The organism is uncultured Psychroserpens sp. (assembly GCF_947494225.1).
Lineage (GTDB): Bacteria > Bacteroidota > Bacteroidia > Flavobacteriales > Flavobacteriaceae > Psychroserpens.
This window is the reverse complement of the sequence record NZ_CANLUG010000002.1, coordinates 584346-600906: the sequence shown is the minus strand read 5'-3', so window position 1 is coordinate 600906 and position 16561 is coordinate 584346. Positions and strand designations below refer to the sequence as shown.

Below are 16561 nucleotides of genomic sequence, written 5' to 3'. Positions count from 1 at the left end.
TAATGCGTCTATTAAGATTTTTAAACTACCCTTACCCGTTCTATGAAAACACAAAACAAGGCTTTAAAATTTCATTCTCCATAGGTCTATTCATAGCTGTTTTTTGTTACTTATTTATGCCTTTTGGTTTAGACAAACTTAACTCCTCTGGCAGATTAGGATATGGATTAGTTTCTTTCTTGGTTTGCGGGTTATACATCGTTATTCTTCCCTTAATCTTTAAAGACAGTTTACAAAATAAAGGCTGGAAAATTTATAAAGAAATACTATGGATTTTACTAATTAATCTCTCCCTTGCCATTGCAAACTACTTCTATTCTGGCTATATTTTTAATGCTGGATATGCATTTAATTTTAAGATTTTTCTTTTCGTATTTACCTGTACTGTTGTTATTGCGGTTATTCCAGCGATAACTATTATTCTATATAAACAGCTTTTTGTGTATAAGAAAATTGTGAAAGAAGTAGCTCAATTAGACTCACAGATTATAGCCAAAAATGAATCGTATAATTACGTCGTGCCTCAAAAAAAACTAATTATCACTTCAGAAAACAACAAAGAGGTTATAGAAATTAAGAATAATGATTTCATCTTTATTGCTTCAGCTGGAAACTATATAGAGCTCTATTTTTTAAATGATGACACCATTGAAAAAAAGCTACTACGTAATAACATATCAAAAGTTGAACAGCAACTTAAAAAATTCAAAAACATAATAAGATGCCATCGCTCTTACATTATTAATCTGGATAAAATTGATAAGGTATCAGGGAACTTGCAAGGTTACCAGTTAAGGTTTAAAAATGTAACTGAATGCATACCTGTATCTCGTAGTTATACAAAAACGATTAAAACGGCTATTTTAAGTACTTAAGTTCTGTTCAATAATTAATTTAGCCTTCATCATTGCAGTTTTCGTCTGTTTATGCATCATTTGTTTAATCAATTTACCAAAACACCAATATATAAACTTGTGTTTTACAATTAATGTGTTTGTTTGAATCCACTCCACAACTTCTCCCTCGTTATTATAGACCCAAGATCCACCTCCGCCCGAAAACAACAACGACTTTGTATTAGTCATAACAAGACTTGTTTTTAATGGGCGACGACATAACTTATATTTTAAGTCTGTTTGAAGTCCGCCCTTCATTTTTAAATGAACTAATTTGAATGGTTTTTTTTGAATCACCTCAGATTCCATTACTGCAGTATCCCATTCAGGTCTGTTGTCAAAATCTTGGGTATAATTCCAAATAGCCTCTTGAGAAGCATTAATGATTAAAGATTGACTTATAGTAATTGTATTTTTCATGCCTTAGGATATCCAAATAGTTGAGACAGTAACGAACCCGCTTTAAACATAAATCGTTGCAGTCTCCAAGGTACAATTCTAAAATAAGAATCGAAATAATCCATCAGAATGAATGTATAAAATGGGTTATATGGAATATTATTCTTACTAATCTTACCCTCTTGAGATAACTTGTATGTTAATCGAAGTCCTTTTTCAATATGCCTCGGATTAAATATTTCTGCTCTAAAGGAGGTCTCTGTATCCAATTCATTCCAAAAACTATGGAGCATCAATTTATCTACAATAACCTTGTTACTTCCAGGTTTTAAAACGAAATACTCGTCACCTTTAGTGAGATGCAATTCACCAGTAAGAACCTGAAATGTTTCTACCTGAAATGGATGTCTGTGTCTTGGGGTTTTGGCCCATGATGATTTTGGAGCCAGAGTGAGTATAAATTCTGAAACTCTGCCTTTCGTTTCTTTTGCTGTTTGAAGAAATTCTATGCAATCTCCAGTGGCCTGATTTTTTATCACTTCGTTCATAAGCATAATCTCAATAGTAAACAAGATGTTTTAATGTATTGGAAAGTTAATTACAACACATCAAATTAGGAAACTAATATGATTTTTTGTGACGAATGGTATCACGATAGTTATTAATACCACTAAAAAAAGCCCCAGAAAATTCTGGAGCTTTAAAAACTAACTTAATCTACTAAATACTTAGTTCAAAGTCACATCGATCACATTTCCATTATTGGTAGTAAACGTAGCTTGATTATCGCAATCTCCAGATCCATAATCAAAGATCCCTCCAAAGTTAGTGCGTTGTACATCCACACTCCCACTCACAAAATAGAAGCAAATTACTTCACGTCGTAATGGCGTTAGGACTTCATAACTATGTTCATTGCCATTAACAAATATTGTTGTCCAATAGCCCATAATTTCAAAAACATTATCACTCCAAACGCCGCTTCCAAATCCTTCAACCCATTCCTTAATTTTAAGTCCTTCTCTACTCGCTTGTGCACCATTAGGCCAAATCACAGTTAAATCTAACGTATGAGTAAATTGCGGATTTCCATTTTCATTTGATAGTTCTTTCAGCAGTGTCTTGCTTCCTAAAATATGCTTAGCATCAAAGAAAAAATCTACTAAATCATATGTAATTAACACCTGTTGAGCTTCGGGGTTTCTTGTGTATGAAAATACAATTTGTCCTTTAAGTAAATGACCATGAACCATACAACCTTCTGTTCCAAAATCTACGGTAACTTCTCTAAACCCTTGTTGAGCAACAACAGTAATTGTAACGCAATCTGGTAATCCCGATTGTTCCGATGTTCTATCTAAAGCATTAGACTCTTCACCTTCATAGGCATCGATAATAATATCGCCTATAACACTTGCCGCTGTATCAATATCTGAAGAGAGTCTAACTTCGGAAATTTCTACATTTTGTTCTTCTTCTGTTGCAGTATCTTCATTGCTACAACCTGTAAATGTTAAACCTAAAACCACTAAGGTTAACATAAATTTTGTTCTTGCTTTCATAATTGAATATTTGATGTTAATATGATGTTAAGACTATCCAAAAATGAAAACGTTTAATTTTCAGAATAAAAAATAAAACTAGAGCTTATAAAACCTTGTAAATGATTAAAAATTATTATATTTGCCGCTTGAAAGAAAGACTTTCAACGTACATAAAAATCATTTACAATAATATTAGCATGTATTTAGATCAAAAAGAAAAAGAAGCAATCTTTAAAAAACACGGTAAAGATGTCAAAGACACTGGAACAGCAGAAGGTCAAATTGCATTATTTACTTACAGAATTAACCACTTAACAGAACACTTAAAAAAGAATCGTAAAGATTATAACACAGAGCGTTCATTAGTAAAATTAGTAGGTAAGCGTCGTGCTTTACTTGATTACTTAACTAAGAAGGATATCTTAAGATATCGTGCGATAGTAAAAGAATTAGGATTAAGAAAATAATATTAAAGAGGCTTCGTGCCTCTTTTTTTTATATAACTAACTCTTACGATAGAGTATAACAGTCGTAAATAAGAAGCTAATTACAGTTTTTCATTGGTCAAGACATTTAATTGTCACACAACAACTACAACAACACAACGACCATTGTTTAACATTGTTCTAATATGTTATATCATTAGAACTAGAATTAAAAATTTATGATTCCAAAAACTTTTAAAGAGGTCATTGACCTAGGTGACGGTAGAGAAATTTCTATTGAAACTGGAAAACTTGCAAAACAAGCACATGGTAGTGTTGTGGTGCAATCTGGAAAATGTATGTTATTATGTACAGTTGTTTCCAACTATCATCAAGCAGATGTAGACTTTTTACCATTAACAGTAGATTACAGAGAAAAATTTGCTGCAGCAGGACGTTATCCTGGAGGTTTTTTCAAAAGAGAAGCCAGACCAAGTGATGGTGAAGTCTTAACAATGCGTTTAGTAGACCGTGTATTACGTCCACTATTCCCAAAAGATTATCACTCTGAAACTCAAGTGATGATTCAGTTAATGTCTCATGACGAAAACGTAATGCCAGATGCTATGGCAGGATTAGCGGCTTCGGCAGCTATTCAATTATCAGATTTCCCATTTGAATGCCCAATTTCTGAAGCTAGAGTTGGTCGTATTAATGGTGAGTTTATCATCAACCCAACTCGAGCGCAGCTTGAAGAATCTGACATCGATATGATGATTGGAGCTTCGGCCGACTCTGTTATGATGGTTGAAGGTGAAATGGATGAAATTTCTGAAGAAGAAATGGCAGAAGCTATTAAGTTTGCGCATGAAGCTATTAAAGTGCAATGTGCAGCTCAAGTTAAATTAGCAGAAGCCTTTGGTAAGAAAGACGTTAGAGAGTACGATCCTGAACGTTCTGATGAAGACTTAGCAAAGAAAATTCACGATATGGTTTATGATAAAACCTATGCCATTGCAAAAGCTGGTTCCGCAAAGCACGAACGTGGAGCGGCATTTAGTGAAATTAAAGAAGAAGTTTTCGAGTCGTTCTCTGAAGAAGAGCAAGAAGACTTAGGGAAACTAATTCATAAATATGTTGCGAAAGCTCAAAAAGAAGCTATTAGAAACCTAACTTTAGATGAAGGTTTGCGTTTAGATGGTCGTAAAACTGATGAAATTAGACCCATATGGTGTGAGGTAGATTACTTACCTTCAACTCATGGTTCGGCAATCTTTACTCGTGGGGAAACTCAAGCCTTAGCTACAGTAACATTAGGAACTTCTAGAGAAGCTAATCAAATTGATATGCCATCTTACGAAGGTGAAGAACGTTTCTATTTACATTATAATTTCCCTCCTTTTTCAACAGGAGAAGCTCGACCAATAAGAGGAACATCTCGTAGAGAAGTTGGTCATGGTAACTTAGCACAACGTGCCTTAAAAGGAATGGTTCCTGAAGAATGTCCTTACACGGTAAGAGTTGTATCTGAAGTTTTAGAATCTAATGGTTCATCTTCTATGGCAACAGTATGTTCTGGAACAATGGCATTAATGGATGCTGGTGTTCAATTAAAGAAACCTGTTTCTGGTATTGCCATGGGATTAATTTCTGATGCAGATTCTGGAAAGTATGCTGTTTTATCTGATATCTTAGGTGATGAAGATCACTTAGGTGATATGGATTTTAAAGTGACTGGTACCGCAGATGGTATTACGGCTTGTCAAATGGATATTAAGGTAAAAGGATTATCATATGAGATTTTAGTAAATGCACTAAAACAAGCTCGTGATGGTCGTCTACATATCTTAGAAAAATTAACTGACACTATAGCTACTCCAAATGCAGAAGTTAAGGAACATGCTCCTACAATGGTAACGAGACGTATTCCAAATGAATTTATTGGTGCGTTAATTGGTCCTGGTGGAAAGGTAATTCAAGAATTACAAAAAGAAACTGAGACAACTATCGTAATAAATGAAGATCCTGTAACTGAAGAAGGTATTGTTGAAGTATTAGGTGTTGGTAGCAAAGGTATTGATGCTGTTATGGCAAAAATTGATTCTTTATTATTTAAACCTGAAGTTGGAAGTGTTTACGAAGTAAAAGTAATTAAGATGCTAGATTTTGGTGCTGTAGTAGAATATATGGAAGCGCCAGGAAACGAAGTATTATTACATGTTAGTGAGTTGGCTTGGGAACGTACGGAAAATGTATCTGATGTTGTAAACATGGGAGATGTTTTTGATGTGAAGTACTTTGGTGTAGATTCTAGAACTCGTAAAGAGAAAGTATCTCGTAAAGCTATTTTACCAAAACCAGAAGGTTGGCAACCAAGACCTCCAAGAGACAATAACAGTCGTGGTGGACGTGATAACAATAGAGGTAGAGATAATCGCGGACGTGATAATCGTCGTGATGATCGTAAGCCAAGAGAAGACAAGAAAGATTAATTTCTTTTCTAAATAGATTAAAGCCTCACTAGATTTAGTGAGGCTTTTTTTATATGAATACGTCACATTAAAATAATTGATAGGTTAATCCAAATTTTGATGTACCAATGTCTTCCTTGGCACTTTCATTTAACACGATAAACGTAAATTTTTTAAATCTAAAACTCATAAAAACACCAATAAACTCGGAGTTTTCACCTTTTAAGTTTCCTGTTTTATTTAGTATATCACCTATATAAAATCCTAAACCTAATGCCCTATCATTATTGAGCTTAAAAACAGCTTCAGAACTAAAATTATAAGAGAATATTGATTTTTTATTGAATATTAATAAAGCAGGATCTTCACTACTATTTTTAACCTTCTCTAAGGTATTTTGATAAGGTCCAAATTCGTAGTTGTATACAAGTTCTACGCCAATTACGCGCCAATCCATCCTTTTGGTTGGAAGGTTTAGATTGATTCCTGTTTTTGTATTAAGACTATAGAACGCTTTAGAATCATCGTTGACACCATCTATGATGGGGCCTCCAAATTTATAATTTCCAAATGTTCCACCCAAACCATAATGAAAATTAAAATATTTACGGGTAATACTCTTGTGTCCTCTTATTGAAATTAGAGCTTTTTTGTCGGTTATGTTATTTGTAACCTCTTGACTTCCCCTACTTAAATCAATAGAAACATAAGTTCCTTTATCATTTTCTCCTCTAAATTCTGGCTTTGCTGTGTATGATTTTATGGCTCCATAAGTTCCGCTGGTATAAACACGTTTTCCACATGAACTTAGCATAAAAACTCCAAGAATAGCAACGACTATTGCATGCCGTTTTGACTTGATTAATTGCTTATTATTTTTCATCTTTTCTAGAAATTAATTTCATAATAGGTTACTCCATCTTGAACAGTTGGTATAAATTCTGATTCGAACGTAGACACCTCACCATTTCTAGTTACTGTCCAACTTATCCTCGCCTCAGTACCTTCTTGAACCCTCTTAAAAATTGTTGAGTCAACATTATCACTTATCCATAAAGGCTGTAAACCATCTATTCCAACACTAGGAGTCGTATAAGGCTCACTTACATCTCCCCTGTGTTCAATATGATATAGCGGAGCGCTATGATAGTTAGAACCAACATGGTAAAAACTCACAGAAATACGATCATTCTCATCGAAAGGGTTTATATTCTTGACCGTTACTTCCATTGGAAAGTATTTTCTAACTTTAAGTTCTAAGGGAATTTCCGATTGTATCTCTTCAAAGAAAAAACTATTGACATGTGCTATAATGTCTGTACAAATTTCCTCATCAATGACATAAATTGTGAAAAAGTTATTCGTGTTTTCATATTTGAGAATCGTATCTATGGAACCATTATCATCTGTTCTGACAATCTTCCTGCTAATGTCATAAGTACTTGAAAAAAGACCAGATCCTCTTACATCTTGGACTAAAATTAGAACCTCAGCCCCAGAGACAGGCTCGCCTGTAAATTCACTAATAACCCTCAGGCGAACATCCTGATAAGAGTCATCATCAATACTGCAACTTGAAACGAAACAAGCACATATTAGTAACAAATTAATCTTTACGCATAATTTTTTCATAAGTCATTATTTTTAGATTATGCTTAAAATTACTTGTGATATTTAAGTGAAGTCTAACGAAAATGTCGAGATTATTGTATTTTTTTTGTATTTTTTACAATAATTAGACAATAACACCATACAAAATCTCATTATATGCAAGATTTATTCATCTCCTATCTAAAAGACAAAAGCTCTGGCGCAACTTCATTTGTTGATGAAGTGGCTAGTGTTTTAGACATTGGTTATGATGCCGCTTATAGACGTGTTACGATGAAAACAAATTTAAGCCTCGAAGAGAGTATTACATTGGCGAAGTTTTACAAAATTTCGCTCAATAAGCTATATGAAGTTGGGAGTCAAAACACCATTTTAACTGAAAAATCGCCTATCATTTCCAATGCATCTGACTTAGAAGATTATTTTAGAAAATCTATAGAAAACTTAAAGCCTCTTACACAGCTTAAAAGTGCGTCTATTTTATATTCTGCTAAAGATATTCCGTTGTTTTATACACTCAAGGACTCTTATATAACACGTTATAAAATTTACGTTTGGCTGAAACTCACAAATAAAGAGATGACCAAGAACAAAGTATCTTTTGACGATTTCATCAGTACAATCCCTACATCTTTATTAGAACAAGCTTTTGAACTCGGACAAACCTACAATTATATAAATATTACCGAATTTTGGAATGACAATACCATTAACGGCACGCTTCAACAAATTGTCTACTTTTTTGAATCTCAGCTTTTATCTAAGCGCATCGCGTTGAAAATTTGTGATGATTTAGAAGACATAATCCATCATGTAGAAAAACAAACCATTCAGCAGAGTATAATAAATTCAAAAAACAATGCTTCATACAACTTATATAAGAGTGATTTATTGACAATGAGTAACATCATTATGGTTAAGACCACACATAAAAAGGCATTTTTTGTGCCTTATACAGTTTTAGAGTATTTAAAAATTGAACATGACGAAACTTGCGCGATTATGGATGATTTTTTTAGCAGACAAATGACTAATTCTAAGTTATTAGTTCATTCTGGAGAGAAAGATCGCACACTGTTTTTTAATAAAATGTTACAAAAAATCAATAAACTTAGAAACCAAATCAGTATCGACAATCCGTCTGGGTTTGAATAACCTTTAAGCCTTACCCATTCGTTTGAGTAATCTTAAATGCGATATAGCACCTCCAAAATAGGACGTTTGGTTTGGTGTAATACCGTTTTCAATTAACACTTTATAAAGTATTTTATTGAGTTTAGGATAGTGTACATGATGAATATGCGGAAATAAATGGTGTGCAACATGATTATTGAAACCTCCAAAAATAAAATTTGCGATATGACTAAATGGATGCATATCGTTTGAACTTCCAATTTGGTTCATTAGCCATGACGTATTAATTAAACCGTCTTTATTAACTGTTGGATATAAAGTAGATTCTACATGATGAGTCATAAAAAAAGTAAACAATAAAAAAAGAGACAATGTCATGTGCATAATTAAAAAACCGAATACAACAGCGTACCACATCTGTTGTGAAAATAATAAAGGCAACAGCAATGTTATAATGATGTAAATCCCTTTTTGTAAGCAAAAGGATGCATAATACTTTATATTCTTCTTTCTTCTAAAGTTGTCTTTTGAAAAGAGAATTACAAGATCTTTAATACAAATCCAAAATAAAGAATAACTCATATACGCTATAGGAGCATAGACATACTGAAATCTGTGAAACCAATAAAATTCGCTATTAGGGATTACCCTAATTAACTTTGTAATTTTTAAATCGGAATCGTAGCCCTCAACATTTGGCGCATAATGGTGAGAATTTATATGTCTTTTTTTCCAGGCTTCTGCATGAGCTCCAACAATTGTGAATGATAGGATGTAAAACAAATTATTTACTTTCCTACTTTTAAACACAGTATTGTGTGACAAATCATGTGAGAAATTAAATGCAAACAGTAAGGTTATAAATCCGTATGCCACATAACACAATAAAAACACATAGAGGTTATTCACCATAAATAAGCATGAATAGACTATAGTGGCCAAGACCCCGTAAAACAAAAATTTCAATATAACATGTCTGGACACATTTATCTTACTCGTTGAAACATACCTTTTCATTTGAGCAGTTAGCAGTTCAAGCAGTTGACTGTCAGTTGTTTTTTTAATATGTTTATCTTTCATAAGGCCTCGGAATAAATTGAGTTTGAGTTCCCATAGTTTTCAAAAACCTGAAATGTGCCGCGAGGGATTTTCTGTAAGACATTTCCATATAAGTTATATTATGTTTCTCCGCAACTTCTCTAAAAATTGGTAAAATATCCAAATAGTGAACGTGGCTAACATTGGGTAATAAATGGTGCAGAGCATGTGCATTAAACCCACCTAATGTCCAATTAAAAAATGTACTGTTGGCATTATAATCAACAGAAGTACACATTTGAAGCATTGGCCAACTCATATCCAAGGTATTATCAGAGTTTGCTTTTGGATGCTTTACAAAGTCAGATAAATGGGAAACCCCTAAAACACCTACAAATATTAAAGACACTACGAAATGATTAAACACAAAAGCTAAAATTATAATCGTCCAATCGAATGGTAATATATAGATTGGTAGTACAATCATATAACCTATGTATAACATTTTGTAAACGATTAGTTTTACAACTTCTTCTTTTGGTATCTCAATTTTTATAGTCCTACTAGAATAATTAACAAGCATTAAGGTTTCTCTAAATAAGAACCAATTTATAGAATACAGGAGATACAAAAATGGGGCATAATACTGTTGATACTTATGATACCATTTTAATGGTTGTGAGGTTGTCATTCTAAACAAAGGATTATTTAAAACATCGATATCGCTTCCTTCAACATTTGTATATAAATGATGAGACTCGTTGTGATTTTTACCCCAAACGTAGGCATTGTTTCCTTGCAAGTTGAAACTAAGAGAAAACAAAAATCTATTCCAGAATTTACTTTTCACAGCAACACCATGAGCAGCGTCATGAGAAATATTAAATGCTGTTAAGAGTATGGATAAGCCCATTAAGAGGTAAAAGGCGTAAAAACTTACTAATGACGTACTGGTAATCATTAATACATAGAATAATATATCTAATGAAAAGTACAATACAATTTTAAACAGCATTTTTTTTGATCCTGTTTTGTCAATTCTATTAACTAAAAAATGTAGATCTATCTTTTGCCTTAATTCTTTATAGAAAGCCGATCCATTGTCTGTTGTGAATTTGAGTTTATTCATAATATTATATTTATCCTTTAAATTGCCAATTAAAAAATGGAAGAGAGCGCTTTCCGTTTTTATTCCATAAACCTATTTGTAGGCCTCTAAGTTTTTTACACTTATTGAATAGACCAATTTGAATTCCATTAACTCTAGCATCAATGTTTCCAAAAATTGCAAGCCCTAGCCCATTAACATTATAGTGCGCATTTACTAAGGGAGTCATAGAGATTCCATTCACTGTAGTAGCATAGTTACCAGCTAAATTTAATTCTATACCATTAATTGTTTTGTAATCTAGAAATGCAATACCTAATCGAATGCCGTTAATCTTTCCTGGACTATTTAAGCCTCTCTTTTCAGGATTATCCATTTCAGACCATGCGTTAGAAATCATTTTTACTGGATGAGTTATTGTTAATAGTGTAAACGGAATACCTAATGGATGGATGCCCAATTCAATTCCATTTGTACTTACAGATGGGGATTTATTGTACCAATAATTAATATTTAGCCCGTTCACTTTTTGAGCTTTTGATGGCGAAAATCCAATAATATGTTTAGTTGGTATTGAATCTTCTTGGTTTATGTCGTGCTGCTCTTGTCCAAATAGCGAGAAACAGAAAAAGAATAAAATGGTAGTCCAGAAATAACAATTCATCATACTAAAGTTTAAATTCAATTCAAAATTATTGCTATAATCACATTTTTCGTTGCTGTATATACAAGTTTTAGAATTATTTTTTGCGATAATCACAAATTAGAATATCTTTAGAGTATGTTTCAGTCTAAGTTTTTAAAAGAAATACAATCACAATTACCAGAGAACACGTCATTAATTGATGCCATTGCCACTACCCTAGATATAAGCTATGATGCGGCTCACAGACGCACAAGTCTAAAAAGCAAACTGTCTATAGATGAATGTATTATTCTTGCCAAAACTCATCATATTGCGCTAGATAGTTTATTTGAAACTACAGACAAAAGTTATGTTTCAGTAGAAAAAACAAAGCACATCCACAATGAAGATGAGCTTGAGGCTTATTTCATAAATTCATATGAGTCGCTATTGCCTTTGTTGAAACAAGAGGAAAGCCAAATTTTATATTCAGCGAAAGACATTCCCTTATTTTATACGATTGGAGATGACATTTTAAGTCGTTTTAAAATCTATGTTTGGCTAAAGTTGCTCGACAACACTTTTAATAGTAAAACATTTGAAGCGTTTTCACCAAGTGTCGGACTCATAAAATCGGCAAAAAACCTTAGTAGTTTATATCAAGATTTAAACACTATTGAGATTTGGGATATCACAACAATAAATAGCACGTTAAAACAAATTCATTTTTATAATCAAGCCGGACAAGTTACCAATGCGGCGGCTCTCAATCTCTGCGAAGCCTTAAAAAAATTAATTCAGGGCATTTCAAATAGAGTTGATAACAATGCAGCACATTATAAATTATATTATAATGAGTTGCTACTTATGAATAACAATGTTTTGGTCTCTACACCACATCAACAATCATTATATGTTCCTTTTTCTATTCTTTCTTACTATCTAACTAGCGATGCTTTAACTTGTCAACAAGCTCGAGCGTATCTTGAACAACAACTACAACATTCAAAATTACTCAACACCTCTGGTGAAAAGGAAAAGCGCACTTTTTTTAATCGTATTAATTCTAAAATCGACGCATTAAAACAACTTATTGAAGCGACTCAAGTTTTAGATTTCGAATAATTTTTTGTTTTAGTACGCAACCTTTTTAAGATTCTAGAGACTATAGGGAAACTAACCACCATGAATATCTCAAAACTCACGTTATTTGTACTGAGCTTCTTGATGCTTTCTTGTGCTCATAACCTTAATAAAAGTTCGACTATCGATCCTACTCTTGAAGCGCATCAAGCAATAAGGGTTGATTCAGAACTATTTGATAACTTAAAAAAAATTGCTTACAACGATGATTGCTTAAATGAAAATTCGGTTTGCCTTGATTTTATCTATCCTGTCACACTATTTGTGTTTGACGAAGATGATGTATATCTCTACACTTCAACGATTAGAAAGAATGAAGAATTCCGAAATTTGCTGGGAACCTTGAACGTTAATTTTACAATTAGTATGAACTTCCCAATTATTAAAACTATTGAATCTGGGGAGATCTCTACTATACACAATAAAAAAGAGCTCAAGGCTGCGTTGTATAATTAAACCTTAAAAGAATCTATGATGTGAAACTCTATGAATGTTAGTAATTATAAGCAATCAAGCTATTTTAAAACCATTGCGCAAGCTTTGTTTTTGCCAGATTCACACAAGAATGCATAGCCGAATAACAATATAAACCGTATTATTAAACCACATATCAAAACAACCAAAACTGTTTGACTCAAAAACAACTAATAAAAGCTTGTAAAAAGCAAAACTTAAAAGCCCAAGGCCAGTTGTACCAATTATATAAGGACGACCTCTTTGTACTATGTCTAAAATATTGCAAAAACCGCGAAGAGGCTCAAGATAATTTACAAGATGCCTTTTTGGAAATATTTAGTAAAATAAAGTCGTACAAAGGTTCTGGATCATTTGAAGGATGGATGAAACGTATTACAATTAATAAAGCCATAGATAAATACAAAAAGGAAAGGTATTTAAATATTGTTATCAATAATGATATCCTTAGGGATCATTCATTAGTTGAGACTAACATAATTGAAAGTATGCCATTAGATCAAATTTTAAAATACATTCAAGATTTACCACCAAGATATCGTATAGTATTTAATTTATATGAACTCGATGACTATTCTCATCAAGACATCGCTAAGCTTTTAAAAATAAGCGTAAATACCTCTAAGTCAAATTTACACAGAGCAAAACGCATATTACAAACCAAGATACAGCAATCAACCAATGTATCTCATAAAAACATGACGTCTAATGGACACTAAGAAAGATATTGGAGCAGCTGTGAAAAACAGATTACAAGATTTTAAGGATACTCCTGACAATTTGGTTTGGGACACTATTGAGATCGAATTAAAGAAGAAAAAGAAAAGGAGAGCTATCATTTGGTTTTCAGGGCTAGGATTTGCTCTAATATTGTCAATGTTATGGTTGATTAATCCTTTAAATTCTTCCGCTCACAGCACTGAACATTTTGAGAATAATACGGTTGAGGAGCATAGAAGTAATACATCTAATTCTAATAACATTGTTAACTCTAATGATCAGGAAACACCAGAATTAAAGGAGAATTCAAATGCACTAAAGAACGAACAAAACCTTGAGAAAGGAACGTTAGACAATAGAAAAGAATCGGCTCAAAGTGACGGTACAACAAAAACGGTTAACACTAAAAATTATCATAATCCCAAAAACCCATTAACACCAGCACAAAGTCCAATATCTGCCAAGGCAAGTTCAAAAAGCAACAGAACCACGGGTCTTACTTCATTAAAAACCACACATCATGACGATCATCAAATTTCAGAAAGTAACAAGTCAAAAAACAACACAGAAGACCCAAGTATAAAACTTACTAAGTCAACATCTATAACTGCAAATACAAGAGACGAGATTAAACGAAAAACAGTAGCGCAACGCGATAGCATGTTGGCTATTAGGGCACAGATAAGAGATTCTATTAAAAAACAGCGTCAATCTAAGCAGTTGGTTTCAGAAGACCTTAAAGAAGAAACAATAAAAGACAGTACTATACTTGAAGACCAATCGAGATGGAGTATAACGCCTCAGCTTTCTTTGTCAACCTATGGTGCTTTTAATGCAAAAACTACAGAGAACTTCTCTGTTAATTATGGGGTTCTAGCAAGCTATCGGATGACCAACTACACTTATTTACGCATTGGTGTAAGAAAATTGGATTTAAACCAAACCATTGACGGACAAGAAAAGCGAGTAGAATATCTTGAGTTTCCATTAGATATTAAATACGTTCCATTTAAAAAGAAAATCAACCCATACATTACAGGAGGATTAAGCTATTTCAATCTTCAAAAAGCAGTTACAAGTGATACAAACAATTTAGATTACAAAGCTACGGTATCTTTTAATCTAGGTCTCGGTGTAGAGACTAGACTATTTAGCACATTCTATTTCAACATAGAACCAAACTTCAATTATCAACTAAAACCATTCAATCAGAATAACGACATAAACCCTTTCATTTTCTCCATTAATACAGGTATTGAGTATAGATTCTAAAACTCAGGCACTCAAACAAAACTTGGATATATCAGTATTTATTGGTATATTACAAGTTATGATATATTCAGACAAAGAGAAATATAAAGACATTTTAAACAGTTCTGTAGATTACTTAGAGCAGCATGGTTTTGAAAATATCAAAGCCGATACCGAGGGTTATGAAACTCCTAAATCTTTCACAAAAAAAGGAAGTAATATTAGTATCACGCCAGATATTGTTGCTGAAAAAGAAGGCAGAAAACATTACTTCGACATAAGTCTTAAAAGTGATCAACCAAATCTTTTAAAATCTAAATGGATATTTTTAAACACGTTAAGTAACTTAAAGTCACATCATTTTAGACTAATTACTACGCGTGGGCATTTTAAATTTACAAATGAAATGTTAGATGATATTAACCTGAGTGACAAAAAATTAATCAAAATTTAAATTATTTTTAGTTTTCTTGTAACATTTTTACCTGGTGTTACGTATAACTATATAGTATTATACATTTACTCAAATTAAAAAAGGAGATAATTAAATGAGACAACTAAAAATTACGAAGCAGGTTACCAATAGAGAAACTGCATCGTTAGATAAATATTTACAAGAAATTGGAAAGGTTGATTTAATTACTGCAGATGAAGAAGTAGAATTAGCTCAACGTATCAAAGCAGGAGATCAATTAGCTTTAGAAAAATTAACTAAAGCCAATCTTCGTTTTGTGGTGTCTGTAGCCAAGCAATATCAAAACCAAGGATTAACTTTACCTGATTTAATTAATGAAGGAAATCTTGGTTTAATAAAAGCTGCACAGCGTTTTGATGAGACACGTGGATTTAAATTCATATCTTACGCCGTATGGTGGATTCGTCAATCGATTCTTCAGGCTTTGGCCGAACAATCGCGTATTGTACGTTTACCTTTAAATAAGATTGGATCTATTAATAAAATTAATAAGACCTTTGCCTTTTTAGAGCAAAGCCATGAGCGTCCACCAAGTGCAGAAGAAATTGCAAAAGAGTTAGACATGACAATTAACGATGTTAAAGAGTCTATGAAAAACTCTGGACGTCATGTATCAATGGATGCACCTTTAGTTGAAGGTGAAGATTCTAACCTTTACGATGTATTACGTAGTGGAGAATCACCAAATCCTGATAAAGATTTATTACACGAATCTTTACGTACGGAAATTGAACGTGCATTAGAGACATTGACTCCTCGTGAAGCTGATGTCATTCGGTTATACTTTGGTCTTGGAAATCAACACCCAATGACTTTAGAAGAAATTGGAGAAACATTTGATTTAACACGTGAACGTGTAAGACAAATTAAAGAAAAAGCGATTCGTAGATTAAAACATACGTCTCGTAGTAAAATATTAAAGACATATTTAGGATAGTAATTTTTAGATATAAATTACGACTAAATTAAAGCAACAAACAGTTACACATAACTGTTCGTTTTTTGATTGATGAAAGAACCCACGGCTGATTACCGTGGGTTCACTTTTATATAGGTCTTACATCCAACCAAACAACTTAAATAAACCAAACAAAACACCTGTTGCGATAATCAAAACAACTAATGAAGGTATTAGTAGTTTAAACAATTCTGTAAAAAATAATTTTATCTTTTCATCCATAAAACTAATATCGCAAATTATAAAGTCATTACAAAATAAGACTGTATCTTTGCCCAAACCAAGCATA

General features: G+C 32.7%; 18 protein-coding genes. 10 read left to right on the top strand and 8 right to left on the bottom strand.

Annotated features, from left to right (window positions below; translation table 11 throughout):
• Positions 1-2: 2 nt before the first annotated feature.
• A complete protein-coding gene (locus Q0893_RS06760) occupies positions 3-875 on the top strand; it encodes a LytTR family DNA-binding domain-containing protein (protein ID WP_298900380.1) in 873 nt (290 codons plus the stop codon).
• Here the strand turns inward: Q0893_RS06760 and Q0893_RS06755 are convergent.
• From Q0893_RS06755 to Q0893_RS06745, 3 genes are all read right to left on the bottom strand, one after another.
• Positions 864-1316, bottom strand: a complete 453-nt coding sequence (locus Q0893_RS06755; RefSeq protein ID WP_298900381.1) for an SRPBCC family protein — start codon at positions 1314-1316, stop codon at positions 864-866. The genes Q0893_RS06760 and Q0893_RS06755 overlap by 12 nt on opposite strands.
• Positions 1313-1843, bottom strand: coding sequence for a cupin domain-containing protein (locus Q0893_RS06750; protein WP_298900384.1), 531 nt, complete (start codon positions 1841-1843; stop codon positions 1313-1315). Before Q0893_RS06750 ends, Q0893_RS06755 begins: the two co-directional genes overlap by 4 nt.
• A gap of 180 nt (positions 1844-2023) precedes the next feature.
• Complete coding sequence (locus Q0893_RS06745; RefSeq protein WP_299273713.1) at positions 2024-2857, bottom strand: hypothetical protein; 834 nt, start codon at positions 2855-2857, stop codon at positions 2024-2026.
• A 179-nt stretch (positions 2858-3036) separates the two neighbouring features.
• Between Q0893_RS06745 and rpsO the strand changes: the two genes are divergently transcribed.
• Together rpsO and Q0893_RS06735 are read left to right on the top strand one after the other, a co-directional pair.
• Positions 3037-3306 (top strand): 30S ribosomal protein S15, encoded by a 270-nt coding sequence (rpsO, locus tag Q0893_RS06740; RefSeq protein ID WP_298901508.1) that lies wholly within the window; start codon positions 3037-3039, stop codon positions 3304-3306.
• Positions 3307-3503: 197 nt separating this feature from the next.
• Complete coding sequence (locus Q0893_RS06735) at positions 3504-5756, top strand: polyribonucleotide nucleotidyltransferase (RefSeq protein WP_298900386.1); 2253 nt, start codon at positions 3504-3506, stop codon at positions 5754-5756.
• A gap of 67 nt (positions 5757-5823) precedes the next feature.
• Here Q0893_RS06735 and Q0893_RS06730 read toward each other — a convergent pair whose 3' ends face one another.
• Both Q0893_RS06730 and Q0893_RS06725 read right to left on the bottom strand, forming a co-directional pair.
• Positions 5824-6618, bottom strand: a complete 795-nt coding sequence (locus tag Q0893_RS06730; protein ID WP_299273710.1) for a hypothetical protein — start codon at positions 6616-6618, stop codon at positions 5824-5826.
• Between the two features lie 5 nt (positions 6619-6623).
• Complete coding sequence (locus Q0893_RS06725) at positions 6624-7367, bottom strand: hypothetical protein (protein ID WP_299273707.1); 744 nt, start codon at positions 7365-7367, stop codon at positions 6624-6626.
• Between the two features lie 135 nt (positions 7368-7502).
• Between Q0893_RS06725 and Q0893_RS06720 the strand changes: the two genes are divergently transcribed.
• Entirely contained in the window at positions 7503-8501 is a 999-nt protein-coding gene (locus tag Q0893_RS06720) for a hypothetical protein (RefSeq protein ID WP_299273704.1), read from the top strand.
• A 3-nt stretch (positions 8502-8504) separates the two neighbouring features.
• On the opposite strand, the gene Q0893_RS06715 is transcribed toward Q0893_RS06720, so the two are convergent.
• From Q0893_RS06715 to Q0893_RS06705, 3 genes are read right to left on the bottom strand one after another with little or no spacing between them, the layout of a single operon-like run.
• Positions 8505-9560 (bottom strand): fatty acid desaturase, encoded by a 1056-nt coding sequence (locus Q0893_RS06715; RefSeq protein WP_298900390.1) that lies wholly within the window; start codon positions 9558-9560, stop codon positions 8505-8507.
• The gene (locus Q0893_RS06710) at positions 9550-10647 is read right to left on the bottom strand and encodes an acyl-CoA desaturase (protein WP_299273701.1); all 1098 of its coding nucleotides are present in this window, start codon (positions 10645-10647) and stop codon (positions 9550-9552) included. The genes Q0893_RS06715 and Q0893_RS06710 overlap by 11 nt, the downstream gene beginning before the upstream one ends.
• Before the next feature lie 10 nt (positions 10648-10657).
• On the bottom strand, positions 10658-11290 hold the full coding sequence (locus Q0893_RS06705) for a hypothetical protein (protein ID WP_299273698.1): 633 nt from the start codon (positions 11288-11290) through the stop codon (positions 10658-10660).
• 117 nt (positions 11291-11407) lie between these two features.
• Between Q0893_RS06705 and Q0893_RS06700 the strand changes: the two genes are divergently transcribed.
• From Q0893_RS06700 to Q0893_RS06675, 6 genes are all read left to right on the top strand, one after another.
• Entirely contained in the window at positions 11408-12376 is a 969-nt protein-coding gene (locus tag Q0893_RS06700; protein ID WP_298900393.1) for a hypothetical protein, read from the top strand.
• Positions 12377-12436: 60 nt separating this feature from the next.
• Complete coding sequence (locus Q0893_RS06695; protein ID WP_298900394.1) at positions 12437-12850, top strand: hypothetical protein; 414 nt, start codon at positions 12437-12439, stop codon at positions 12848-12850.
• A 173-nt stretch (positions 12851-13023) separates the two neighbouring features.
• Positions 13024-13587 carry a sigma-70 family RNA polymerase sigma factor gene (locus Q0893_RS06690; RefSeq protein WP_298900395.1) on the top strand — a complete coding sequence of 188 codons (564 nt, stop codon included), beginning with the start codon at positions 13024-13026 and terminating at the stop codon, positions 13585-13587.
• Positions 13577-14860, top strand: a complete 1284-nt coding sequence (locus Q0893_RS06685) for a porin family protein (RefSeq protein WP_299273692.1) — start codon at positions 13577-13579, stop codon at positions 14858-14860. Before Q0893_RS06690 ends, Q0893_RS06685 begins: the two co-directional genes overlap by 11 nt.
• Positions 14861-14918: 58 nt before the next feature.
• The gene (locus Q0893_RS06680) at positions 14919-15293 is read left to right on the top strand and encodes a hypothetical protein (protein WP_298900397.1); all 375 of its coding nucleotides are present in this window, start codon (positions 14919-14921) and stop codon (positions 15291-15293) included.
• A gap of 94 nt (positions 15294-15387) precedes the next feature.
• Entirely contained in the window at positions 15388-16251 is an 864-nt protein-coding gene (locus Q0893_RS06675) for a sigma-70 family RNA polymerase sigma factor (RefSeq protein WP_091423042.1), read from the top strand.
• The last annotated feature ends 310 nt before the right edge of the window (positions 16252-16561 follow it).

Bases quoted from the DNA above. Each gene is read 5' to 3' on its own strand.
- Q0893_RS06760 (WP_298900380.1), top strand. From the start codon at position 3: ATGCGTCTATTAAGATTTTTAAACTACCCTTACCCGTTCTATGAAAAC.
- Q0893_RS06755 (WP_298900381.1), bottom strand. From the start codon at position 1,316: ATGAAAAATACAATTACTATAAGTCAATCTTTAATCATTAATGCTTCT.
- Q0893_RS06750 (WP_298900384.1), bottom strand. From the start codon at position 1,843: ATGAACGAAGTGATAAAAAATCAGGCCACTGGAGATTGCATAGAATTT.
- Q0893_RS06745 (WP_299273713.1), bottom strand. From the start codon at position 2,857: ATGAAAGCAAGAACAAAATTTATGTTAACCTTAGTGGTTTTAGGTTTA.
- rpsO (WP_298901508.1), top strand. From the start codon at position 3,037: ATGTATTTAGATCAAAAAGAAAAAGAAGCAATCTTTAAAAAACACGGT.
- Q0893_RS06735 (WP_298900386.1), top strand. From the start codon at position 3,504: ATGATTCCAAAAACTTTTAAAGAGGTCATTGACCTAGGTGACGGTAGA.
- Q0893_RS06730 (WP_299273710.1), bottom strand. From the start codon at position 6,618: ATGAAAAATAATAAGCAATTAATCAAGTCAAAACGGCATGCAATAGTC.
- Q0893_RS06725 (WP_299273707.1), bottom strand. From the start codon at position 7,367: ATGAAAAAATTATGCGTAAAGATTAATTTGTTACTAATATGTGCTTGT.
- Q0893_RS06720 (WP_299273704.1), top strand. From the start codon at position 7,503: ATGCAAGATTTATTCATCTCCTATCTAAAAGACAAAAGCTCTGGCGCA.
- Q0893_RS06715 (WP_298900390.1), bottom strand. From the start codon at position 9,560: ATGAAAGATAAACATATTAAAAAAACAACTGACAGTCAACTGCTTGAA.
- Q0893_RS06710 (WP_299273701.1), bottom strand. From the start codon at position 10,647: ATGAATAAACTCAAATTCACAACAGACAATGGATCGGCTTTCTATAAA.
- Q0893_RS06705 (WP_299273698.1), bottom strand. From the start codon at position 11,290: ATGAATTGTTATTTCTGGACTACCATTTTATTCTTTTTCTGTTTCTCG.
- Q0893_RS06700 (WP_298900393.1), top strand. From the start codon at position 11,408: ATGTTTCAGTCTAAGTTTTTAAAAGAAATACAATCACAATTACCAGAG.
- Q0893_RS06695 (WP_298900394.1), top strand. From the start codon at position 12,437: ATGAATATCTCAAAACTCACGTTATTTGTACTGAGCTTCTTGATGCTT.
- Q0893_RS06685 (WP_299273692.1), top strand. From the start codon at position 13,577: ATGGACACTAAGAAAGATATTGGAGCAGCTGTGAAAAACAGATTACAA.
- Q0893_RS06680 (WP_298900397.1), top strand. From the start codon at position 14,919: ATGATATATTCAGACAAAGAGAAATATAAAGACATTTTAAACAGTTCT.
- Q0893_RS06675 (WP_091423042.1), top strand. From the start codon at position 15,388: ATGAGACAACTAAAAATTACGAAGCAGGTTACCAATAGAGAAACTGCA.